The sequence below is a fragment of the Micromonospora echinofusca genome (genome assembly GCF_017614955.1).
In the GTDB taxonomy this organism is placed as follows: domain Bacteria; phylum Actinomycetota; class Actinomycetes; order Mycobacteriales; family Micromonosporaceae; genus Micromonospora; species Micromonospora echinofusca_A.
Genome location: NZ_WVUH01000091.1, coordinates 1 through 21,713 on the forward strand (window position 1 = coordinate 1; position 21,713 = coordinate 21,713).

The window sequence follows — 21,713 nt, forward strand, 5'->3', positions numbered from 1 at the left end:
CGCCGGAGCAGACTGGTGCCGTGAAGGACGCGCTACACCGACGTGGCGACGCCGGGACAGGACCTGACCCGACGCGCCCCGTCAGCGGTACGGGCGGGTTCGATGGCCCGGCCGGCGTCCCTCCGGTTACCGGTCCGGCCGGCTCAGGCGGTCGCCGTCCCGGTGGGGCGGGCGCGCAGCGCCGCGACGTAGTCGTCCGGCGCGCCGGCCTTCTCCGCCGCGTTGGCGATCTCCGAGAGGTACCACGCGGTCGGCAGGCCGCCCTCGTACCCGTCGAAGACGTACACCCACGCGGTGACGTCACCGTCGAGGGTGGAGATCCGGACGGTCAGCTTGCGGTACGTCCCGGCGGTCACGCCCTCGATCTCGTCGAGCTGGGCGGCGTCCCAGGGGTGGATGTCGTAGAGCGCCACGAAGACCCGGTCGCCGGGGGACTCGACGATCGTGCTGACCGAGCCCTCCCAGCCGATCGCGTCCTCACCGGCGAAGGTGAGCCGCCAGCCTTCCAGCCAGCCGGTGCCCACCATCGGCGAATGCGGGCAGTAGGCACGCATGCGCGCGGGGTCAAGGTTAGAGCCGTAGGCGGCGTAATGACGCACAGCGATGACGATAGCCCGGAGAACGGGTGGGGGAGAATACGACAGTGCGTGTCGGACGCATCGGGGAGAAGAAAGTCACTGTGAGCATCGAGGAAGGGCGTACGCGGTGAGACGGATCGTGATCATCGGAGGCGGGCCGGCCGGCTACGAGGCGGCCCTGGTCGCGGCACAGCTGGACGCCGATGTCACCGTCGTCGAGGCCGACGGCGCGGGTGGTGCCTGCGTACTCTCCGACTGCGTACCCTCGAAGACCTTCATCGCCAGCTCGGAGGTGCTGACCGGCTACCGGGACACCGAGGAGTTCGGCATCGACTCCGACGGGCTGGAGGCGGTCACCGTGGACGCCCCGGCGGTCCACGACCGGGTCAAGCGGCTCGCCCTGGCCCAGTCCGCCGACATCCACGCCAAGCTGGTCAAGGCGGGGGTGAACTTCGTGACCGGCCACGCCCGGCTCGGCGTGGACACCCTGGGCCACACCCACCAGGTGATCGTCAACCCGGCCGACGGCGGGGCCGAGTACGCCGTGGACGCGGGTACCGTCCTGATCGCCACCGGGGCCACCCCCCGGGTGCTGCCCACCGCCGTACCGGACGGCGAGCGCATCCTCACCTGGCGCCAGGTCTACGACCTGCCGGAGCTGCCCGAGCACCTGATCGTCATCGGTTCCGGGGTGACCGGCGCGGAGTTCGCCAGCGCCTACCTGGCCATGGGGATCGAGGTGACCCTGGTCTCCAGCCGGGACCGGGTGATGCCGCACGAGGACGCCGACGCGGCGATGGCCATCGAGCGGGTCTTCCGGTCGCGGGGCATGACCATCCTGAACAACTCCCGGGCCGAGGCGGTCCGGCGTACCGCCGACGGGGTGGAGGTCGAACTCTCCGACGGCCGGGTCGTCGCCGGCTCGCACGCGCTGATGGCGGTCGGTTCGGTGCCGAACACCGCCGGGCTCGGGCTGGAGGAGTACGGCGTCGCGGTCGCCCGGGGTGGCTACGTGACCGTCGACCGGGTGTCCCGTACCAACGTGCCGGGCATCTACGCCGCCGGGGACTGCACCGGGGTGCTGCCGCTGGCCAGTGTCGCCGCGATGCAGGGGCGGATCGCCATGTGGCACGCGCTGGGCGACGCGGTCCAGCCGTTGCGGCTGCGTACCGTCGCCGCGAACGTCTTCACCGACCCGGAACTGGCCACCGTCGGCGTCTCGCAGGACGAGGTGGACTCGGGGCGTACCCCGGCCCGGCAGGTCATGCTGCCGCTGGCCGGTAACGCCCGGGCCAAGATGGCCGGCCTCTCGGACGGGTTCGTCAAGCTCTTCTGCCGACCGGCGAGCGGTCAGGTGATCGGCGGTGTGGTGGTGTCACCGAAGGCCAGCGAGCTGATTCTGCCGATCACCATGGCGGTGGAGAACCACATGACGGTCGACCAGCTCGCCCTCACCATCACCATCTATCCGTCGCTCTCCGGCTCGATCACCGAGGCGGCCCGCCAGCTCATGCTGCACGAGGTGGAGTAGTCACCCCGGGTCGGGGAGTCGTCCGGCGGCGGTGCAGCACGACCGCCGCCGCCGCGACGGCGATCGACATCCCGATGACCGGGTTGGCCGGCCAGGTCATCCGGTGGAAGACCAGGCAGGCGACCGCCGAGCCGAGGACCGTGCCGGCGGCGGCCAGCGCGGCGGCCCGGTGCAGCCAGCCGGTGACGGCCAGGCCGAGCCCCCAGGGCAGGGCGTAGACCAGCGCGAACGCGCCCAGCGAGGTGAGGTCCATCTTCTCGCCGTCGCCGACGCCGAGGGCGGTCGGCAGGGTCACCGCCACGAACGTCCCGAGCCCGAGGGCGAGCATCCGGTCGCCCGACCCGGGTGCACGACTGAAGGCGCCGAAGTGCCATGCGCCGGCCAGGCAGAGCAGCAGGAGCACCGCGCCGGTACCGGTGACCAGCTTCGCGTATCCGACCACCTCGACCAGGTTCGCGTGGCCGTAGCCGGCCGATCCGGAGAACGGCCGCCAGTGCTTGACCGCGTACACCCCGGTGGTGGCCAGTTGCAGTGCGGTCGCCGCGCCGACGACGGCCGCCGCTGCTGCGTGGGCCCGGGTGCGGGTCGTGGCGACGGCGACGCCGGCCCCGGCCAGGGCGGCGAGCAGCAGCCAGCGGGACGGGTCGTAGAAGGTGCCGGAGTGGCCGGGGACGCCGGTCTGTCCGCGTACCAGGAACGCCGACCCGATCAGGTAGCAGCCGGCCAGGACTGCGGCGGCCAGCCCGAGGGCGGCCACCCGGCCGGGCCGGCGCTGCGGGGCATCGGTCTCCGTCACCGCGTCAGTGTGTCGGTCCGCCGGGCTGTCCGGCAATCCCGCCATCTTTACAGCCATTGACAGATCTCGTTGCGTGCGGTTATCAATGAGTCTCGGAGAGCGCTCTCACAGCTTCGTTCCGTCAACCGCCCCGCCCCACGGCCGGGCAAGGAGGAACCATGCGGCTCATCCCCCGGCGCAGCGGCGCCGGCCCGTCCGGACGTCCCCATCTGCGCCGCCTCGGCGCGCTGACCGTCGCCCTGCTCACCCTCGCCGCCGCCGGTGCGGGCTACGCGGGCGGCGACACACCCGCCGTCGCCGGCGGCTCGTCCACCGCAGGAAACCATGCCGATCACGGGTACGTCCTGAGCCCCGAGCAGGAGGCGGCTGCTCTGGAACTCCAGCTCGCCCCGGTACGCGGCTCCGAGTTCCGGGCCGACTGCGCCAGCAAGGGCCGCGCCCTCGACGACCCGATCGTCCGTCCCGGACAGCCGGGCGCCTCGCACATGCACGAGTTCTTCGGCAACCGGAGCGCCGACGCGTACTCGACCCTCCAGTCGTTGAGCCTCGGCACCACCAACTGCAACCCGCAGGTCGACCTCTCCGCGTACTGGGTGCCGACGCTCTACAAGAACGGCGTACCGGTGGCCCCCGAGCACGTCACGTTCTACTACCAGGGGATCACCGACCGGGCGAACGTCAAGCCGCACCCGCGCGGACTGAAGATCGTGGTCGGGAACGCCCTGGCCACCTCGCCCGACCAGAACCCGGCGGCCCGTTGGTCGTGCCGGGGGTACCCGGAGTCCAGCCGGGACTTCCTGAGCTGCCCGGCCGGGTCGAAGCTGGAGACGTACCTCGACTTCCCGACCTGCTGGGACGGGGTCAACCTGGACAGTCCGGACCACAAGAGCCACATGGCGTTCGGGCTCGGCGGGGTGGGCGGCTACTGCCCGGCCAGCCACCCGGTGCCGGTACCCCGGCTGGAGTTCCTGATCACCTACCCGGTCAACGGTGGTGGGCTGAGCCTCGGTGGCACCCGTAACGGGACGAACGTCACCAACGCCCCCGGCTACACCTTCCACGGTGACTTCTTCAACGCCTGGGACGCTGCCGAACTCCAGCGTCGGGTGACCAACTGCATCGTCGCCGGGTACATCTGCGGTAACGACGGCAACCCGATCCAGCAGTAGGTAGCTGACGCGTCAGGCTGGTCGCCGGTTGCGCGGCGACCAGCCGACGAACCGGTCGAAGAGGGCCTGCGGGGCGGGTGCGTCGTGCGGGTTGAGCCGGTACAGGTCGGCGACGGCCTCGTGCAGCAGTCCGCAGAGGTAGACCGACAGGCCGACCGGATCGCGGTCGTACTCGCATCTGAGCAGCAACCGGGCCGACGGGCAGGGCCACGGCAGGCCGCAGTTCCGGCAGAACCACAGCGGGCGGGCCGGGGTGTGCGGCAGTACCCGGGGCGGCAACTCGACGGCCATCGCGGTCTCCTCTCGGGGGAGGGGGCCGCCCTCCGTGGACGGTGGGGAGAGGGAGGACGGCCCCGGTGCGGAGAGCGGCGTGCCCTTCGGGTGTGACACGCCGCGTTTCCGCAGTGACAGTCTGGTGAATGTCCGTGCGGTTCTGGAAGGATCGGTGCCGGCACCGTCCCGGGTGTCACCGCCCGTCCCCGGTCGGTAAGGGTCGGTAAGGAGAGGTACGTGCCGGACGCCGCGACGCTCGAACTCTTCGCCGACGAGTTGCGTCGGGCCCGCGCCGACGCCGGGTTCTCCCAGGAGTCGCTGGCCCAGCGGATCAGCTACTCGCCCTCCCTGATCGCGAAGATCGAGCTGGCCCAGCGCCGGCCGACCCGGGAGTTCGCCCGGCACTGCGACGACGTGCTGGCGACCGGTGGTCGGCTCAGCCGGATCCAGCGGGTGGTCGGGCGGCCCCAGGTGCTGCCCTGGTTCCGGCAGTGGGTGGAGATCGAGCAGTCCGCCACCGCGCTGCGCGTTTACCAGCTCTCAGTGATTCCCGGTCTGCTCCAGACCGAGGGGTACGCCCGTGCGCTGCTGCTGGCCGGGGCGCTGCGCCGGACCGGCGAGGTGGAGCAGCAGGTCACCGCCCGGCTGGCGCGGCAGGAGATCCTGCACCGGGACGACCCGCCGCACCTGGTCGCGGTGATCGACGAGCGGGTGCTGTACCAGCCGGTCGGCGGCCCGGCGGTGATGCGGGAGCAGCTCGACCACGTGGTGCGGGTCTGCGCGGAGCGGCCCCGGGTGCGGATCCAGGTGGTGCCGACCGCCGTCGGCGCGCATGTCGGGCTGAGTGGCCCGTTCGTCATCGCCACCCTGCCGGACGAGGACGACGCCGCCTTCCTGGACGACCTGCTCTACGGGCAGTTGGTCGACCAGCCCCGGGATCTGGCCACCCTCCGGCAGGTCTGGGAGGCGTTGCGCAGCGAGGCCCTGTCCCACCAGCAGTCCATCGAGTTGATCAGAGAAGGGGCGCGGCGATGGAGTTGACCGGCGCAATCTGGCGGACGAGCAGCCGCAGCAACACCCAGGGTGGGGAGTGCGTCGAGGTGGCCGGCAACCTGCCCGGCCTGGTCGGGGTGCGGGACAGCAAGGACCCGGCCGGTCCGGTGCTCACCTTCGACCCCGCTGCCTGGCGGGCCTTCCTCACCGACCTGCCCGGAGCGCGCTGAGCCGTCCCGCGTCAACTCCGCCCGGACCACGTCCCTCCTGTTGAACAGACTGTTTTGAACATTCTGTTTACATCGGGGCGCGGAATCTGGTTTGCTGGCGGCATGACCGACAGCCGACCGCCCCGTGACCAGCCGACGCTCGACCCGTCGACCGGTGACCCGTTCACCCCACCCGACGCCGGCCGGCTCCGGGCCCACCGGCACCACGCCGCGCTGGCCCGGATCACCGAGCGGCACGCCGACACCGAGCAGCGCCGCCGCCGCTGGTCCCACCCGACCGTGCCCGACCCGTACGAGGCGGTCTGCCTGGTGACCGCGCTGCTCAGCGGAGGCGCCCAGGCCGAGCCGGGGGAGGAGCCGGTCGACCCGGCCGACCTGACCGCCGCGCTCACCCTCGTCCCGCACGTCCGGGCCGAGATCGACGCGCTGGAGGCCGGACTGCTCCAACTGGCCCGGGACCGGGGCATGACCTGGCAGTCGATCGCCTTCGGGCTGGGCCTCGGCAGCGTCCAGGCCGCCCGGCAGCGCTACGAGCGGCTCTCCGGGCGGGTCGCCGCCGGCAACGCCGACGACGACTGACGTACGCGGGAGGAGCGCTCAACCGTGTACGGCGAGTTCCTCGGTCTCCACCGGCAGCGCCACCTCGTCGGCGTCCACCGGAGTGCGGCCGGTGTACCGGTTCAACACCCAGCCCATCAGCGTGAACCCGCCCGCCGCACCGGCCGCGACCAGCGCCAACTGCCACGTCGACCCGGCCAGCGCGGTGCCGCCGAGGTGCCCGACGAGAGCGCCGTACGCGGCCCAGCCCAGCGCCGCGGTCGCCTCGTAGAGCAGGAACAGGCGGTACGGGTACTGACTGCGACCGGCCGAGAAGCAGGCCGCCATCCGGCCACCCGGTACGAACCGGCACAGCAGGATCACCATCGGCCCGGGGCGGCGCAGGCCCCGGGTGACCCGGCCGGCAGCCCGGCGGACCCGTCCCCGGGTACCGGTCCGGCCCGGCCCGGACTGCCGGGGCGCCGACCGGCCGAGCAGGTAGCAGGCCAGATCGCCGAGGAACACACCGAGCGCGCCGACCCCGATGGTCACCGGCAGGCTCAGCCCGCCGTACACGGTCAACGCCCCGCCGGTGATCATGATGGCCTGGGTCGGTACGACCGGGACGAAGGCGTCCAGCACCAGCAACCCGAGCAGCGCCATGTACGCCCACACGGGCGACGCGACCTCCAGGAGGATTTCGGGCACGGGCCACCTCGACGGTTCGGGCCGGTTGGGAGCACGGTTCGGGCCGGCTGTGGATCGTTGTCGAGCGTGCCGCCCGGGCCACCACCGATTGTGACAGCCCTGGCCACGGGTGAGGTGCACCACCGGCCGTGACACCCGGCGGATACCGCCGCTTCCACCGGAAACGCTTGTGCCACAAGGGATTTCGCGTTGCGGGCGGCAGAACGCTCCGTGGCGGCGTACCGTTGTCGGCGCGTTGCCCGACCCGCCTGGTCCCCCGTTCCCGGCGGCGGGTACGCGGCGGTCCGCCGGCAGGTCCCGTGCCGGCGGGCCGCTTCCAGGTCACGCCGAATCCCCCCGGGCAGCCGCCGGATCGCCGGGCAACCGCCGAATCCCCCGGGCAGCCGCCGGATCGCCGGGCAACCGGAACTCCCCGACATCCCGGAAATCCGGGTGCGGGCGGCAACGGGTCGGGCGTAGGTTCCGGTCATGCACAGTGCGGTCCACACCACGACGCCGGGAGACCCCGGCGAGCCGTACTGACGCGACCATCCGTCGACGAGGGCCCCGGGCGATCCGCCCGGGGCCCTCGTCGTGTCCCGGGTCGGGTCCCCGCACCGGTCGCCCCGCCGGCCGTACCCGACCAAGGAGAACGCGATGATCGACCACCGTAGGCTCGGCCGTGAGCTGGACCTCTTCGACTCCGACCCGCTCTGCGGCGCCGGCCTGCCGTTCTGGTTGCCGGCCGGTGCCGCCGCCCGGCACGCCGTCGAGTCGTACCTGCGTGAACTGGAACGCCGGGCCGGCTACCAGCACGTCTACTCGCCCCCGCTGGGCCGGCGGGAACTCTTCGAACTCTCCGGGCACCTCGGCCACTTCGCCGACGAGATGTTCCCGGCCATGTCGCTCGGCGGCGACGACGACGGGTTCGTCCTGCGCCCGTCGCTCTGCCCGCACCACGCCCTGGTGTACCGGGCCCGGGGCCGGTCGTACCGGGACCTGCCGCTGCGGATCGCCGAGATCGGCGGAATGTACCGGGCCGAGCGCTCGGGCGTGCTCGGCGGACTCAGCCGGGTACGCGCCATCTCGCTCAACGACGCGCACACCTTCTGCGCCCTCGACCAGGTCGGCGCGGAGGTCGCCGAGGTGTTACGGCTGATCCGGGTGGCGCACGCCGCGCTGGGCGTGCAACCGTCCGGGTACCGGTTGTCGCTGCGCGGGCCGGGGGAGAAGTACGTCGGGGACGACGCGATGTGGCACCGGGCCGAGGACCTGCTCCGGGATGCCCTGGTCGGGATCGACCACCAGGAGGCGCCCGGCGAGGCCGCCTTCTACGGCCCGAAGATCGACATACAGGTCCGGGACGCCGCCGGGCGGGAGTCGACCCTCTCCACCATCCAGCTCGACTTCGACAAACCCGAGCGGTTCGACCTTTCCTACCGGGACCGCTCGGGTGGCCGGAGCCGGCCGGTGATGGTGCACCGCAGCCTCGTCGGCAGCATGGAACGGCTCTTCGCGTACCTCATCGAGGCGCACGGCGGGGCCTTCCCCGCCTGGTACGCCCCGACCCAGGTGGTGGTGCTCCCGGTCGACGCCGCCCAGCAGCCCGCCGCCGCCGCGTTCACCAGCGACTGCGTGGCCGCCGGGCTGCGCGCCGAGCAGCACGCCGACGGTACCCTCGGCGCCCGGATTCGGCGGGCCGCCGAACGCAAGGTGCCCTACGTCGCGGTCGTCGGTGCCCGGGAGGCCGCCGCCGGCCAGGTCTCCCTGCGTCGGCGCGGCCCGGCTGCCGGCCTTCCCGGCCCGGCCGCCCAGCCCGCCCCGGCTGGGCCGCCCGGCCGGGCCGTCCGCCCCGACGACGTGCTGTCCGTCGCCGGGGCGGTCCGGCTCATCGCTGCCGAGGCGTCGCCCCGGTGGTGAGGACCGGTCCGGCGGGTACCTCCTCGGCCACCGGCTGACTGAACTGCGCGTGGTAGAGCCGGTGGTAGGCACCCCCGGCGGCGAGCAGCTCGTCGTGGGTGCCCTGTTCGACGATCCGGCCGTCCTCCATCACCAGGATGAGGTGGGCGTCCCGGATCGTCGACAGCCGGTGGGCGATCACGAAACTCGTCCGGTCCGAGCGGAGCGCCGCCATCGCGTGCTGCAACAGCACCTCGGTACGGGTGTCCACCGAACTGGTCGCCTCGTCCAGGATCAGCAGCGACGGGTTGGCCAGGAACGCCCGCGCGATGGTGATGAGCTGCTTCTCCCCGGCGCTGACGTTGCCGCCCTCCGAGTCGATCACCGTGTCGTACCCGTCGGGCAGGCTGCGGACGAACCGGTCGACGAAGGTCGCCCGCGCGGCGGCGAGGATCTCCTCCTCGGTGGCGTCCGGCCGGCCGTACGCGATGTTGTCCCGGATCGTGCCGCCGAAGAGCCACGCGTCCTGGAGCACCATGCCGATGGAGCCGCGCAGCTCGTCCCGGCGCATCGCGGTGATGTCCACCCCGTCCAGGGTGATCCGTCCCGCGTCCAGCTCGTAGAACCGCATGATCAGGTTGACCAGGGTGGTCTTGCCGGCGCCGGTCGGCCCGACGATGGCCACCGTGTGACCCGGCTCGGCGACCAGGGACAGCTCCTCGATCAGGGGCTTCTCCGGGGTGTACCGGAACGACACCCGCTCGAACTCCACCCGGCCGTGCGGCTGGGCGACCCGGACCGGGTCGGTCGGGTCCTCGACCTGCTCCTCGGCGTCGAGCAGGTCGAAGACCCGCTCGGCGGAGGCCACCCCGGACTGGAGCAGGTTCGCCATCGACGCGACCTGGGTGAGCGGGTGGGTGAACTGCCGGCTGTACTGGATGAACGCCTGCACGTCGCCGAGGCTCATCGCCCCGGACGCCACCCGGAGGCCACCGACCACGGCGACCACCACGTAGCTGAGGTTCCCGATGAACATCATCGACGGCATGATGATCCCGGAGATGAACTGGGCGCCGAAGCTGGCCCGGTACAGCTCCTCGTTCTTCGCGGCGAAGGCCGCCTCCACCTCCCGCTGCCGGCCGAAGACCTTGACCAGCTCGTGGCCGGTGAACGCCTCCTCGATCTGGGCGTTGAGCTGACCGGTGTGCGTCCACTGGGCGATGAACTGCTTCTGCGACCGCTTGGCGATCTGCTTGGTGACCACCACCGACAGCGGTACCGCGACCAGGGCGATCACCGCGAGCAGCGGCGACACCACGAACATCATGGTGAGCACGCCGACCACGGTGAGCAGCGAGGTGAGCAACTGGCTCATGGTCTGCTGGAGGCTCTGCGAGATGTTGTCGATGTCGTTGGTGACCCGGCTGAGCAGCTCACCCCGGGGCTGCCGGTCGAAGTACGGCAGCGGCAGCCGGTTGATCTTGGCTTCGACGTCCGCCCGCAGCTTCAGGATCGCCTGCTGGACGACCCCGTTGAGCAGGTACCCCTGCCACCAGCCGAGCAGGCTCGCCGCGAGATAGATGCCGAGCGCGACCAGCAGGATGCCGGCGAGCCGGGAGAAGTCGATCCCGGCGCCCGGCACCACCTGCATCCGCAGCAGCATGTCGGCGAAGTTGTCGTCGCCGGCCGCGCGGGCCTGCGCCACCGCCTGCTCCAGGGTCACCCCGTCCGGCAGCCGCTCGCCCAGCACCCCGGCGAAGATGACGTCGGTGGCCCACCCGAGCACCTTCGGCCCGATGACGTTGAGGGCGACGCTGAGCACGGCGAGCGAGATCACCCCGAACAGCGCCAGCCGGTACGGGCGGAGCCGGCCGATCAGCCGACGGGCCGACGGGCCGAAGTTCATCGAACGCTCGGCCGGCATGGCCGCGCTCATCCACGGCGGACCACCCCGTCCGCCCGCGCCGGCAGCCGGCAGTCTCACCGGTGTGGTGCCCCCGGGACCTCCGCCGGGTCGCCCGGCCGCCGCCGGTCCGGCGCCCTGCGCCGGGGTGGTCGTCACCTGCGGTCCGCTCATGCGGTCACCGCCGAGGTGAGCTGGGAGGCGACGATCTCGGCGTACGTCGGACAGGAGTCGAGCAGTTCGTCATGTCGGCCCCGACCGACCACGGTTCCGTCCTCCAACACGATGATCTGGTCCGCGTCGATGATCGTGGAGACCCGCTGGGCCACGATCACCACTGCGGCCTCGGCGGTGACCTCCCGCAGCGCGGCCCGCAACCGGGCATCGGTACCCAGGTCGAGCGCGCTGAACGAGTCGTCGAAGAGGTAGATCTCCGGCCGCCGGACCAGGGCCCGGGCGATGGCCAGCCGTTGCCGCTGACCGCCGGAGATGTTGGTGCCGCCCTGCGCGATGGGCGCGTCCAGCCCGCCCGGCATGGCCTCGACGAAGTCGCGGGCCTGGGCGGTCTCCAGGGCCGCCCACAGCTCCTCGTCCCCGGCGTCCGGGTTGCCGTAGCGCAGGTTGCTGGCCACTGTCCCGGAGAAGAGGTACGGCCGCTGCGGTACCAGCCCGATCCGGCCCCAGAGCAGGTCCGGGTCGAGTTCCCGGACGTCGACGCCGTCGACCAGGACCGCACCGGAGGTCACGTCGACCAGCCGGGGGACCAGGTTCAGCAGGGTGGTCTTCCCGGCGCCGGTGCTGCCGATGATCGCGGTGGTCCGTCCCGGCTCGGCGCGGAACGAGATGTCCCGCAGCACCGGGGCCGCCGCACCCGGGTACCGGAACTCGACGTCCCGCAGCTCCAGCTCGCCGTGGCTGCGCAGCTCACCGACCGGCTGTCCGGGCGGGGTGACCGAGGTGCGGGTGTCCAGCACCTCGATGATCCGTTCGGCGCAGACCGCCGCCCGGGGCACCGACATCAGCATGAACGTCGCCATCATCACCGACATCAGGATCTGCATCAGGTAGCTGAGGAACGCGGTCAGCGCGCCGACCTCGATCTCGCCGGCCTCGATCCGGGACGCGCCGAACCAGAGCACGGCGACGCTGGAGACGTTGAGCACCAGCATCACGATCGGGAAGACCAGGGCCATCAGCCGGCCGGTACGCAGGGCGGTGGCGGTCAGGTCGACGTTGGCGACGGCGAACCGCTCGGTCTCGTACGGCTCGCGGACGAACGCCCGGACCACCCGGATGCCGGTGATCTGCTCACGCAGCACCCGGTTGACCGTGTCCACCCGGGTCTGCATGAGCCGGAACTGGGGGACCATCCGGGCGCTGATCAGGCCGAGTGCGACGCCCAGCACCGGCACGCTGACCACCATCAGCCAGGAGAGACCGGCGTCCTCGCGCAGCGCCATGATGACGCCGCCGATCATCATGATCGGTGCGCCGACCAGCAGGGTGCTGCCCAGCACGACGAGCATCTGCACCTGCTGCACGTCGTTGGTGTTGCGGGTGATCAGGGACGGGGCGCCGAAGTGCGCGACCTCCCGGGTGGAGAAGCTCATCACCCGGCTGAACACGGCCGCCCGGACGTCCCGGCCGAAGCTCATCGCGACCCGCGAGCCGAGGCGTACCGCTGCGATCGCGGTGGCGATCTGCACCGCGCTGACCAGCAGCATCCAGCCACCGGTGGTGAGAATGTAGCCGGTGTCACCCCGGGCGATGCCCCGGTCGATGATGTCGGCGTTGAGGCTCGGCAGGTAGAGCAGGGCGATCGTGCCGACCAGGTGCAGCAGCACGACGAGCAGCAGCGGCCGGCGGTACGGCCGGAGGTGGGTACGGAGCAGCCGGATCAGCATCGGTCGCTCCCCGGGTCGGTGGGCCGGTGTGGTTGGGTCAACGTGGTGTCCTCCCCGCAGGACATGGTCTGGATGAGTTCGAGCAGGAATCTGCGGATCACCGCCGCGTTCGCCGGATCGGCGTCGACCGAGGTCAGCGGTGCGTTCGTATCGACCAGCCGGACGATGGTCGCCATCCGGTCCGTCCCGGCCTGGGTGAGCGCGAGCCGGATCGTACGGCGGTCGGTGTCGCTGCGGCGTCGTTCCACCAGGCCGTCCCGTTCGAGGGTGTCGATGATCCCGGTGGCGGTGGCCGGACGGACGAAGCAGTGGTCGGCCAGGGCCCGGTGGGTCAACTCGCCGTGCCGGTGCAGCGCGAGCAGGGCTGCCATGCCGGCCCCGGTCAGCCCGTGCTGCTCGGCGAGGTAGCGGTTCCAGCGTTGGGTGGCGAGGTGGCCGGCGATGCCGAGCAACCGGCCGATCGGCGCGTCGTCCAGGCTTCCGTGGTGCACGATCGCAGGTTAGCAACCTGAATGTTAGGAGCCAAACAGATTTTCGGGCGGAGTTCCCCGGGGCCGCCCGGGGTCGTCCGGGACTGGGTCGGGTGGCCGTCCGGCTCGGCGGTTCAGGAGCTTCCGGCCGGCAGCAGCAGTACCCCGGCCGAGGCGGCCAGGAAGAGCAGTTGCAGGGCGGTGCGGGGGCCGAGCGGAGTGACCGGGCGGCCGGCCAGGGTCAGGCCGCGCCGGGCGGCGGACACGTTCGCCGGGAACATGGCGAGCATCAGCAGGGCCAGCCCGGCGGCGGCCCACCGGGCGGTGGCCGGGAGCAGCAGCCCGACCGCGCCGACGAGTTCCAGCACTCCGGTCACGGTCACCAGCAGCCCGGGGCGGGGCAGGCGGGGCGGCACCATGGCGATCAGGTCGGCCCGGCGACCGGCGGTGAAGTGGGCGGTCGCGGTGAGGGCGAACATCGTGGCCAGACCGACCCGCAGGGCCGGCTGCCAGCCGTCCAGCGGGTCGACGCCGGCCAGGCCGGCGAGCCGGGCCATCAGGAGGCCGGCGATCAGGGCGATGAGGGGTGCCATGGCGTGCTCCGCGCTCTCAGGGGGGCCGTCGGTGCCCCCACGGGAAACTTGTCACTGGCAAGATTGGCACCGTCGGGGAATCCTGTCAATGACAAGATAGGCTGGCGTGGTGAGCACCAAGGCGTACCACCACGGCGACCTGCGGCGCGCCCTGCTGGCGGCGGCGGCCGAGGCCATCGGCGAGTCCGGCCCGGCCGCCCTCAGCCTGCGCGACCTGGCCCGCCGGGTGGGCGTGTCGCACGCCGCCCCCACCCACCACTTCGGGGACAAGGCTGGCCTGCTCACCGCCCTCGCCGCGCAGGGATTCGACCTGCTCGCCGAGGAACTGCGGCGGTCCGGCACCGACCTGCTGGAAGCCGGGGTCGGCTACGTACGCTTCGCCGTCCGGCACCGGGCCCACTTCGAGGTGATGTTCGCCCCCGGGCTCTACCGCCGCGACGACCCCGAGGTCACCGCCGCGCGCGCCCGGTCGACCGCCGCCCTCCAGGCCGTCATCGCCGACCATCCAGGCGTCGACCAGAGCGACCCGCAGGCCACCCGGCTCGCCACCTGGTCGGTGGTGCACGGCTTCGTCACCCTGTGGCTCTCCGGCGCGCTCCCCGCCGAGGTCGGCACCGACCCCGAGGCCGCGGCCCGCACCGTCATCCCCCTCCTCTTCCACTGAGGTGCAAGGAAGGGCCCCCTGTTAACGTTTTCGGTAGAGGAAGGGCCCCCGCTTAACACCTGAGAAGGTGGGCTCACCGGACCCGGTTGCGCCCCCGGGTACGCGCCGGGGACGCGCCGTCCTCGCCGCCGGTCGGCGCGCTGTCCGCGTACTCCCGCATGACCTCGGCCACCGCGCGCAGGAACCCGGCGGTCGCCGCCGCCTGCTCCGGGCTCAGTTGGGCCGCTGCCCGCTCCACCCCGTCGAGCAGTGGACGCAGGGCGGCGTACACCTCGTCGAGGGCATGGTCGGTGACCTGGAGGACCAGCCGGCGGCGGTCGCTCGGGTGCGGAGCCCGGGCCAGGTGCCCGGCCCGGACCAGCCGGTCCACCAGGGTGGTGGCCGAGGCGGAGGTGATCCCGAGCCGGTTTCCCAGCTCCACCGGTCCGAGCGGAGCCGGACTGGAGACGAGAAGGTCGATCGCCGCCGCGTCGGTCGTACCGATGCCGAGCCGGCGGGCCAGGGCCTGGCGGGTGTCCCCGGCGGCCCGGAGCAGCTCGCGTAGTGCCCACGCCGTGTCGCTGTTCCGCCCGCGACCGGACGCTTGACCGGCGGGGTCGGACGCCGGGCGGCTCGGGGTTGACGACGGGCCCTCCACGGGTAAAAGCTAGCATGCCAGGTAGCTAGAAAAACTAGCGAAATGGGGTGGGTCATGCAGGGGCGAACCCGCTGGTGGGGACTGCTCGCTATCAGCCTCGGCGTCGCGATGATCATCGTGGACGCCACGATCGTCAACGTCGCCGTACCGCAGATCATCCGGGACCTCGGCATCACCTCCACCGACGCGCAGTGGGTGCAGGAGGCGTACACCCTGGTCTTCGCGGCTTTGCTGCTGGTCGCCGGCCGCTTCGCCGACCGCTCCGGACGTCGCGGCATGTTCGTCGCGGGCGTACTGGTGTTCCTGGTGGCGAGCGTGCTCGCCGCCCTCGCCGGCTCCGGCGAGCTGCTGATCGCCGCCCGGGTGCTCCAGGGCCTCGGTGGCGCGATGATGCTGCCGACCTCGCTCTCCCTGCTCAACGCCAACTTCACCGGCCGGGACAAGGGCATCGCGTTCGCCATCTGGGGATCCACCATCGGCGGTACCGCCGCCCTCGGGCCACTGCTCGGCGGCTGGCTGACCACCGAGTACTCCTGGCGGTGGGCCTTCGGCATCAACATCCCGGTCGGCCTCGCGGTCGTCGTCGCCACCCTCGCGCTCGTCCCCGAGTCCCGCGACGAGCGGGCCGAACGCGGCATCGACTGGCTCGGCGCCGTGCTCTCCGTCGTCGGCATGACCGGAGTGGTCTTCGCGCTCATCGAGGGGCGTACCTACGGCTGGTGGGAGCGGGAACGGCCGTTCCGTCTCCTCGGCCTGGACTGGACCGCCGGCATCTCACCGGTACCGGTCGCCGCCGCGCTCGGCCTGGTCGTGCTCGGCACCTTCCTGGCCCAGCAGATCCGGCGGAACCGGACCGGCCGCCCCGCCCTGCTCGACCTGTCACTGTTCCGCATCGGCTCGTTCCGCAACGGCATCATCGCCGCCGCCATCGTCAGCCTCGGAGAGTTCGGCCTGCTCTTCGCGCTGCCGTTGTGGTACCAGAACGTACTCGGCTACAGCGCCTTCCGGACCGGCCTGGCGCTGCTGCCGCTCGCCGTCGGCAGCTTCGTCGCCAGCGGGCTCGGCGCGCCGCTCACCCAGCGCTGGGGGGCCGCCCGGGTGGTCCAGCTCGGCGTCGCGGCCGAGCTGGTCGGTGTCGCCGGTCTCGGCCTGGTCGTCGCGCCGGACACCAGGTGGTGGGCCCCGCTGGGCTTCCTTTTCGTGTACGGAGTGGGCGTCGGTCTGGCCACGGCGCAGCTCACCGGCGTCTCCCTCGCCGACGTGCCGGTCAGCCGCAGCGGCCAGGGCTCCGGGGTGCAGAGCACGGCACGCCAGGTCGGTTCGGCGCTCGGCATCGCGGTGCTGGGTACCGTGCTCTTCGCCAGCCTCGGCGGCATCCTGGGTGACCGGCTCGACGACCGGCCCGGACTCGACCCGGCGGCACAGCAGCAGATCGTCGACGCGGTGAAGGGGAGCGCCGGGGCGGCGATCAGCGGCCTCGCGGCCGAGCCGGCAACCGCGACCGCCGCCGAGGACGCCCGGGCCGCGTTCTCCGACGCCACCCGGTACGCCGCCTTCGCCGCCGCAGGCTTCCTGGTCATCGGCCTGCTCGCCTGTACGCGCCTACCCGCCCGGCAGCCGGCTGGCGGCTGACCGACGTGTTAAGAAGGGGCCCTTCCTCTACCGAAAGCGTTAACCGGGGGCCCTTCCTTACAGGTCACCAGCTGGTGGGTAGGGGCATGCCCTCGGTGTAGCCGGCGGTGCTCTGTACGCCGATCAGCGCCCGCTCGTGGAACTCGGCGAGGTTCCGTGCACCGGCGTACGTACACGCGCTGCGGACCCCGGCGACGATCTCGTCGATCAGGTCCTCGACGCCGGGCCGGGACGGGTCGAGATACATCCGGGCCGACGAGATGCCCTCCTCGAAGACCGCCTTGCGGGCCCGGTCGAACGGGCTGTCGTCGGCGGTACGGGCACTGACCGCCCGCGCCGACGCCATCCCGAAGCTCTCCTTGTAGCGCCGCCCGTCCGCGTCCGTGTAGAGGTCACCGGGGGACTCGTAGGTGCCGGCGAACCAGGAGCCGATCATCACGTTGGAGGCACCGGCGGCCAGGGCGAGCGCCACGTCCCGGGGGTGCCGGACCCCGCCGTCGGCCCAGACGTGCCGGCCGAGCTGCCGGGCCGCTGCCGCGCAGTCGAGTACGGCGGAGAACTGCGGCCGGCCGACGCCGGTCATCATCCGGGTGGTGCACATCGCGCCCGGCCCGACGCCGACCTTGACGATGTCGGCGCCCGCGTCGACCAGGTCGCGTACCCCGTCGGCGGTGACCACGTTGCCGGCGGCGACCGGCACCGCCGGGTCCAACCGGCGGACCGCCCGCAGGGCGGAGATCATCCGTTCCTGGTGTCCGTGCGCGGTGTCCACGACCAGGGTGTCCACCCCGGCTGCCAGCAGCGCCCCGGCCTTGCCGGTGACATCGCCGTTGATCCCGACGGCGGCCGCCACCCGCAGCCGCCCCTGGCCGTCGACCGCCGGGCGGTACAGGGTGGCCCGCAGCGCGCCCTGCCGGGTGAGGACGCCGACCAGGCGCCCGTCGGCGTCGACCACCGGGGCCAGCCGGCGCCGCCCCTGCGACAGCCGGTCGAAGCCGGTACGCGGGTCCGCGTCGGCGGGTACGGTGTGCAGCTCGGTGGACATGACGTGCCGGAGCTGGGCGAACCGGTCCACGCCCACGGTGTCCGCCTCGGTGACCACCCCGAGCGGTCGGCGTTCGGCGTCGACCACGATCACCGCCGCGTGGGACCGCTTCGGCAGCAGGTGGATCGCGTCGCCGACGGTGTCGGTCGGGCCGAGCGTGATCGCCGTGTCGTGGACCAGGTGGCGCTGCTTGACCCAGCCGACGACCTCGGTGACCACGTCGATCGGGATGTCCTGCGGGATCACCACCATCCCGCCGCGCCGGGCGACGGTCTCCGCCATCCGCCGGCCGGCCACCGCGGTCATGTTCGCCACCACCAGCGGGATGGTGGTGCCCGTACCGTCGCTGGTGGCCAGGTCCACGTCGAGCCGGGAACCCAGCTCGGAGCGGGCCGGCGCCATGAAGACGTCGTTGTAGGTCAGGTCGTGCGCGGGTGCCGCGCCGTTGAGAAACCGCACTGAGCCATCATGGCCGTCCCGGCCTGCGGATGCGCCCGGTGGTCGGGGAAAACACGTCCACCGGGCGCTGCGCCCGTGCCCGTGGTCAGGCGATGGTGCAGATCGCGGCACCGGCGGTGATGACGGCCCCCACCTCGGCGGAGAGGCCGCTCACCGTACCCGCCTTGTGGGCGTGCAGCGGCTGCTCCATCTTCATCGCCTCCAGGACCACCACCAGATCGCCCTCGGCGACGGTGTCACCCTCCGCCACTGCGATCTTGACGATGGTGCCCTGCATCGGGGAGGCGAGCGTGTCCCCGCTGACCGCCGTACCGGCCTTGGCGCCCCCGCCCCGGCGGGCGGCCGGCCGGCGGGCGGCGGGCGCGGCGGTGGGCGTACCCGCACCGAAGCCGGCGGGCAGGCTGACCTCCAGCCGTTTGCCGCCGACCTCGACCACGACGGTCTCCCGTTCGGCCGGGCCCTCGGCGGCGCCGGCGGCGGCGGTGAACGGCGGCACGGTGTTGTCGAACTCGGTCTCGATCCACCGGGTGTGCACCCGGAACGGCTCGTCGGTGAACGCGGCGTCCCGGATCACCAGCCGGTGGAACGGAAGCGCGGTGGCCATCCCCTCGACCACCATCTCGTCCAGTGCGCGGCGGGCCCGCTCCAGGGCCTCGGTCCGGGTCTCGCCGGTGATGATCACCTTGGCGAGCAGCGAGTCGAAGTTGCCACCGATCACGTCACCGGCCGAGATACCGGTGTCCACCCGTACGCCCGGCCCGGTGGGCAGCCGCAGGGCGGTGACCGTACCCGGGGCGGGCAGGAAGCTGCGACCCGGGTCCTCGCCGTTGATCCGGAACTCGATGGAGTGTCCGCGCGGCGTCGGGTCCTCGGTGATCCGCAGTTTCTCCCCGGCGGCGATCCGGAACTGCTCGCGGACCAGGTCGATCCCGGCGGTCTCCTCGGTGACCGGGTGCTCGACCTGGAGCCGGGTGTTGACCTCCAGGAACGAGATGGTGCCGTCCGCGCCGACCAGGTACTCGACCGTGCCGGCGCCGTGGTAGCCGGCCTCCCGGCAGATCGCCTTGGCGCTCTCGTGGATCTGCTTGCGCTGCGCCTCGGTCAGGAACGGCGCGGGCGCCTCCTCGACCAGCTTCTGGTGTCGGCGCTGCAACGAGCAGTCCCGGGTACCCACGACGATGACGTTGCCGTGCTGGTCGGCGAGGACCTGCGCCTCGACGTGCCGGGGCTTGTCCAGGTAGCGCTCGACGAAGCACTCGCCCCGGCCGAACGCGGCGACCGCCTCGCGGGTGGCCGACTCGAACAGGTCCGGGATCTCCTCCATGGTGCGGGCCACCTTCAGCCCACGTCCGCCGCCACCGAACGCGGCCTTGATCGCCACCGGCAGGCCGTGGTCGACGGCGAAGGCGAGGACCTCGTCCGGGCCGCCCACCGGGTCGGGGGTACCGGGGACGAGCGGCGCGCCGGCCCGCTGGGCGATGTGCCGGGCGGTCACCTTGTCGCCGAGGTCCCGGATCGCCTGCGGGGTGGGACCGATCCAGGTCAGCCCGGCGTCGATCACCGCCTGGGCGAAGTCCGCGTTCTCGGAGAGGAAGCCGTAGCCGGGGTGCACGGCATCGGCACCGGCGCGAGCGGCCACGTCGATCAGCTTGTCGATCCGCAGGTACGTGTCGGCGGCGCTCTCCCCACCCAGGGCGTACGCCTCGTCGGCGAGGGTGACGTGCAGGGCGTCCCGGTCGGAGTCGGCGTAGACGGCGACGCTGCCCAGACCCGCGTCGCGGCAGGCGCGGACGACCCGTACGGCGATTTCGCCGCGGTTGGCGATGAGTACCTTGCGCACCTCAGACTCCTCCCGGGGTTACTGACCGGGAGTGTATCGGCCGCTTTGGTCGCCTTAACCATCGCTAAGTGTGGGATGCGGCACTGTTCGGCGGCGCCATCCGTCGTACGGTTTCCCGTCGCCCCGGCGGGATAGTCAAACTTGGCTATTACGCTTGTCCAGTGTCTGCCACTCGCATGATGATTCTCGGTCTGGTCAAGTGGATGCAGCCGGTGCACGGCTACGACGTCCGGCGTGAGCTGCTCAGCTGGGGGGCTGAGAAGTGGGCCAACGTGCAGCCCGGGTCGATCTACCATGCGTTGCGCAAACTCACCGAGGAAGGGCTGCTCCGGGCGGTCGCCACCGAGCAGGTGGGTGGTCGGCCGGCGCGGACCAGCTACGAGGTGACCCCGAAGGGGGCGGACGAGTTCGAGACGTTGCTGCGGGGGCTGTGGTGGCAGTTGCACGAGCCGACGGACCCCTTCGCGGTGGCCTTCTCCTTTCTTCCCGCGCTGCCCCGGGACGAGGCGGCTGCCGCCCTGCGCAACCGGGCCCAGTTGCTGCGGGCCGGGAACGAGTCGATGCGGACGGCGCTCGCCTCGGAGTGGATGCGGAGCACCCGGCCGGTGCATGTCGGCTGGATGTTCGAACTCTGGTCGGCGCGGGCGGAAGCTGAGATTTCCTGGTGTGAGCGGATCGCCGACCTGGTCGAGTCCGGGATGCCCTACCTGCCCGCCGGGTTGGCGGGGCAGGAGGACTGGGCGGGCTGGCCCGAACCAAATAATCAACGTTGACCATAAGAGTTATATCGCGATAGCCTGCCGGCCGCGCGGCCCCGCCGCGCGCCCAGCAGAGGATGCCGGCCGGTCCACCACCGGCCCGGACCACGGGGAGTTCGCATGATCGAGACCAGTGGGCTGCGGAAGTCGTTCCGGAGCCGCCAGGGTCGGGAGTCCAAGACGGTCGACGCCGTACGCGGGGTCGACCTGCACGTGACCGAAGGTGAGATCTTCGGTTTCCTCGGCCCGAACGGCGCCGGCAAGACCACCACCCTGCGGATGCTCGCCACCCTGATCGAGCCGGACGGCGGGGCGGCCACCATCGCCGGCGCCGACCTGCGCCGCGACCCCGCCGGGGTACGCCGTCGGATCGGGTACGTGCCGCAGGGCGGCAGCACCTGGGACGAGTCCACCGCCCGGGAGGAACTGGTCCTCCAGGCCCGGATGTACGGCATCAGTCGCGCCGAGGCCCGGCGCCGCGCGGTCCGTGCGCTGGACGCCTTCCAGCTCACCGAGTACGCCGACCGCAGGTGCCGCACCTACTCCGGCGGGCAGCGCCGCCGGGTGGAGATCGCCCTCGGCATCATCCACGAACCGAAGGTGGTCTTCCTCGACGAGCCGACCACCGGTCTCGACCCGCAGAGCCGGGCCCACATGTGGGACGAGATCCGGCGCCTGCGCAACGAGGGGATGACCGTCTTCATCACCACCCACTACCTCGACGAGGCCGACGCGCTCTGTGACCGGATCGCGATCATGGACCACGGTGAGGTGGTCGCCGAGGGTACCCCGGCCGACCTCAAACGGGAGATCTCCGGGGACGTGGTGGTCGTCGGCCTCGACCGGGCGGGTACGCCGCAGGCGGCACAGCTGCTCGACACCGAGGAGTACGTCGCCAAACTGGAGACCGTGGACGAGGGCGGTCTGCGCCTCCACGTCTCCGAAGGGGCCACCGCGATCCCGTTGATCCTGCGCCGGCTCGACGCTGCGGGCCTCGCCCTGCGCTCCATCGAGCTGCACCGGCCCAGCCTCGACGACGTCTTCCTCACCAAGACCGGACGCTCGCTGCGCGAGTCCTGAGGCCGCGCCCTCGCCGCGCCGGCCCCGCGCCAGTC

General features: G+C 72.1%; 21 protein-coding genes. 10 read left to right on the forward strand and 11 right to left on the reverse strand.

From position 1 onward, the window contains the following. Window positions 1–143 precede the first annotated feature (143 nt). Window positions 144–599, reverse strand: coding sequence for a gamma-glutamylcyclotransferase (locus tag GSF22_RS12985; RefSeq protein ID WP_208813803.1), 456 nt, complete (start codon window positions 597–599; stop codon window positions 144–146). Window positions 600–705: 106 nt separating this feature from the next. Here GSF22_RS12985 and GSF22_RS12990 point away from each other — a divergent pair, with 106 nt between their 5' ends. Further along, the gene (locus tag GSF22_RS12990; protein WP_208813804.1) at window positions 706–2,109 is read left to right on the forward strand and encodes an NAD(P)H-quinone dehydrogenase; all 1,404 of its coding nucleotides are present in this window, start codon (window positions 706–708) and stop codon (window positions 2,107–2,109) included. On the opposite strand, the gene GSF22_RS12995 is transcribed toward GSF22_RS12990, so the two are convergent. Next, complete coding sequence (locus GSF22_RS12995; RefSeq protein ID WP_208813805.1) at window positions 2,087–2,905, reverse strand: hypothetical protein; 819 nt, start codon at window positions 2,903–2,905, stop codon at window positions 2,087–2,089. The two genes, GSF22_RS12990 and GSF22_RS12995, sit on opposite strands and share 23 nt — an antisense overlap. 158 nt (window positions 2,906–3,063) lie before the next feature. Between GSF22_RS12995 and GSF22_RS13000 the strand changes: the two genes are divergently transcribed. Further along, window positions 3,064–4,074, forward strand: a complete 1,011-nt coding sequence (locus GSF22_RS13000) for a DUF1996 domain-containing protein (protein ID WP_208813806.1) — start codon at window positions 3,064–3,066, stop codon at window positions 4,072–4,074. A 12-nt stretch (window positions 4,075–4,086) separates the two neighbouring features. Here the strand turns inward: GSF22_RS13000 and GSF22_RS13005 are convergent, their stop codons facing one another. Next, window positions 4,087–4,365, reverse strand: coding sequence for a hypothetical protein (locus GSF22_RS13005; protein WP_208813807.1), 279 nt, complete (start codon window positions 4,363–4,365; stop codon window positions 4,087–4,089). A 219-nt stretch (window positions 4,366–4,584) separates the two neighbouring features. On the opposite strand from GSF22_RS13005, the gene GSF22_RS13010 reads away from it, so the two are divergent. The 3 genes from GSF22_RS13010 (at window position 4,585) to GSF22_RS13020 (ending at window position 6,149) form a co-directional block, all read left to right on the forward strand. Next, window positions 4,585–5,388, forward strand: coding sequence for a helix-turn-helix domain-containing protein (locus tag GSF22_RS13010; RefSeq protein ID WP_208813808.1), 804 nt, complete (start codon window positions 4,585–4,587; stop codon window positions 5,386–5,388). Next, on the forward strand, window positions 5,379–5,570 hold the full coding sequence (locus GSF22_RS13015; RefSeq protein WP_208813809.1) for a DUF397 domain-containing protein: 192 nt from the start codon (window positions 5,379–5,381) through the stop codon (window positions 5,568–5,570). The genes GSF22_RS13010 and GSF22_RS13015 overlap by 10 nt, the downstream gene beginning before the upstream one ends. A gap of 102 nt (window positions 5,571–5,672) precedes the next feature. Continuing rightward, window positions 5,673–6,149 carry a DNA-binding protein gene (locus GSF22_RS13020; RefSeq protein WP_208813810.1) on the forward strand — a complete coding sequence of 159 codons (477 nt, stop codon included), beginning with the start codon at window positions 5,673–5,675 and terminating at the stop codon, window positions 6,147–6,149. Between the two features lie 18 nt (window positions 6,150–6,167). Here GSF22_RS13020 and GSF22_RS13025 read toward each other — a convergent pair whose 3' ends face one another. Continuing rightward, window positions 6,168–6,815: a DedA family protein gene (locus GSF22_RS13025; protein WP_208813811.1), complete on the reverse strand. Its 648-nt coding sequence runs from the start codon at window positions 6,813–6,815 to the stop codon at window positions 6,168–6,170. A gap of 636 nt (window positions 6,816–7,451) precedes the next feature. Here GSF22_RS13025 and thrS point away from each other — a divergent pair. Continuing rightward, window positions 7,452–8,714 carry a threonine--tRNA ligase gene (gene thrS / locus GSF22_RS13030; protein WP_208813812.1) on the forward strand — a complete coding sequence of 421 codons (1,263 nt, stop codon included), beginning with the start codon at window positions 7,452–7,454 and terminating at the stop codon, window positions 8,712–8,714. Here the strand turns inward: thrS and GSF22_RS13035 are convergent. The 4 genes from GSF22_RS13035 to GSF22_RS13050 all read right to left on the reverse strand — a co-directional run bounded on the left by GSF22_RS13035 (window position 8,683) and on the right by GSF22_RS13050 (window position 13,563). Then, window positions 8,683–10,629, reverse strand: a complete 1,947-nt coding sequence (locus tag GSF22_RS13035; RefSeq protein ID WP_208813813.1) for an ABC transporter ATP-binding protein — start codon at window positions 10,627–10,629, stop codon at window positions 8,683–8,685. The genes thrS and GSF22_RS13035 overlap by 32 nt on opposite strands. A 137-nt stretch (window positions 10,630–10,766) precedes the next feature. After that, on the reverse strand, window positions 10,767–12,500 hold the full coding sequence (locus GSF22_RS13040; RefSeq protein ID WP_208813814.1) for an ABC transporter ATP-binding protein: 1,734 nt from the start codon (window positions 12,498–12,500) through the stop codon (window positions 10,767–10,769). Further along, complete coding sequence (locus tag GSF22_RS13045; protein ID WP_208813815.1) at window positions 12,494–12,991, reverse strand: MarR family winged helix-turn-helix transcriptional regulator; 498 nt, start codon at window positions 12,989–12,991, stop codon at window positions 12,494–12,496. The genes GSF22_RS13040 and GSF22_RS13045 overlap by 7 nt, the downstream gene beginning before the upstream one ends. A 113-nt stretch (window positions 12,992–13,104) precedes the next feature. Further along, entirely contained in the window at window positions 13,105–13,563 is a 459-nt protein-coding gene (locus GSF22_RS13050) for a DoxX family protein (protein ID WP_208813816.1), read from the reverse strand. Between the two features lie 106 nt (window positions 13,564–13,669). Between GSF22_RS13050 and GSF22_RS13055 the strand changes: the two genes are divergently transcribed. After that, on the forward strand, window positions 13,670–14,227 hold the full coding sequence (locus GSF22_RS13055) for a TetR/AcrR family transcriptional regulator (protein ID WP_208813817.1): 558 nt from the start codon (window positions 13,670–13,672) through the stop codon (window positions 14,225–14,227). Window positions 14,228–14,300: 73 nt separating this feature from the next. On the opposite strand, the gene GSF22_RS13060 is transcribed toward GSF22_RS13055, so the two are convergent. Further along, window positions 14,301–14,864, reverse strand: coding sequence for a MarR family winged helix-turn-helix transcriptional regulator (locus tag GSF22_RS13060; protein WP_439957770.1), 564 nt, complete (start codon window positions 14,862–14,864; stop codon window positions 14,301–14,303). 54 nt (window positions 14,865–14,918) lie between these two features. On the opposite strand from GSF22_RS13060, the gene GSF22_RS13065 reads away from it, so the two are divergent. After that, window positions 14,919–16,496, forward strand: a complete 1,578-nt coding sequence (locus GSF22_RS13065) for a DHA2 family efflux MFS transporter permease subunit (RefSeq protein WP_208813818.1) — start codon at window positions 14,919–14,921, stop codon at window positions 16,494–16,496. 64 nt (window positions 16,497–16,560) lie between these two features. Here GSF22_RS13065 and GSF22_RS13070 read toward each other — a convergent pair whose 3' ends face one another. Together GSF22_RS13070 and GSF22_RS13075 are read right to left on the reverse strand one after the other, a co-directional pair. After that, window positions 16,561–18,000: a GuaB1 family IMP dehydrogenase-related protein gene (locus GSF22_RS13070; RefSeq protein ID WP_208813819.1), complete on the reverse strand. Its 1,440-nt coding sequence runs from the start codon at window positions 17,998–18,000 to the stop codon at window positions 16,561–16,563. 85 nt (window positions 18,001–18,085) lie between these two features. Continuing rightward, on the reverse strand, window positions 18,086–19,840 hold the full coding sequence (locus GSF22_RS13075) for an acetyl/propionyl/methylcrotonyl-CoA carboxylase subunit alpha (RefSeq protein ID WP_208813820.1): 1,755 nt from the start codon (window positions 19,838–19,840) through the stop codon (window positions 18,086–18,088). Between the two features lie 176 nt (window positions 19,841–20,016). Here GSF22_RS13075 and GSF22_RS13080 point away from each other — a divergent pair, with 176 nt between their 5' ends. Continuing rightward, window positions 20,017–20,613 (forward strand): PadR family transcriptional regulator, encoded by a 597-nt coding sequence (locus GSF22_RS13080; protein ID WP_208813823.1) that lies wholly within the window; start codon window positions 20,017–20,019, stop codon window positions 20,611–20,613. A gap of 105 nt (window positions 20,614–20,718) precedes the next feature. Further along, entirely contained in the window at window positions 20,719–21,678 is a 960-nt protein-coding gene (locus tag GSF22_RS13085; protein ID WP_208813821.1) for an ATP-binding cassette domain-containing protein, read from the forward strand. The last annotated feature ends 35 nt before the right edge of the window (window positions 21,679–21,713 follow it).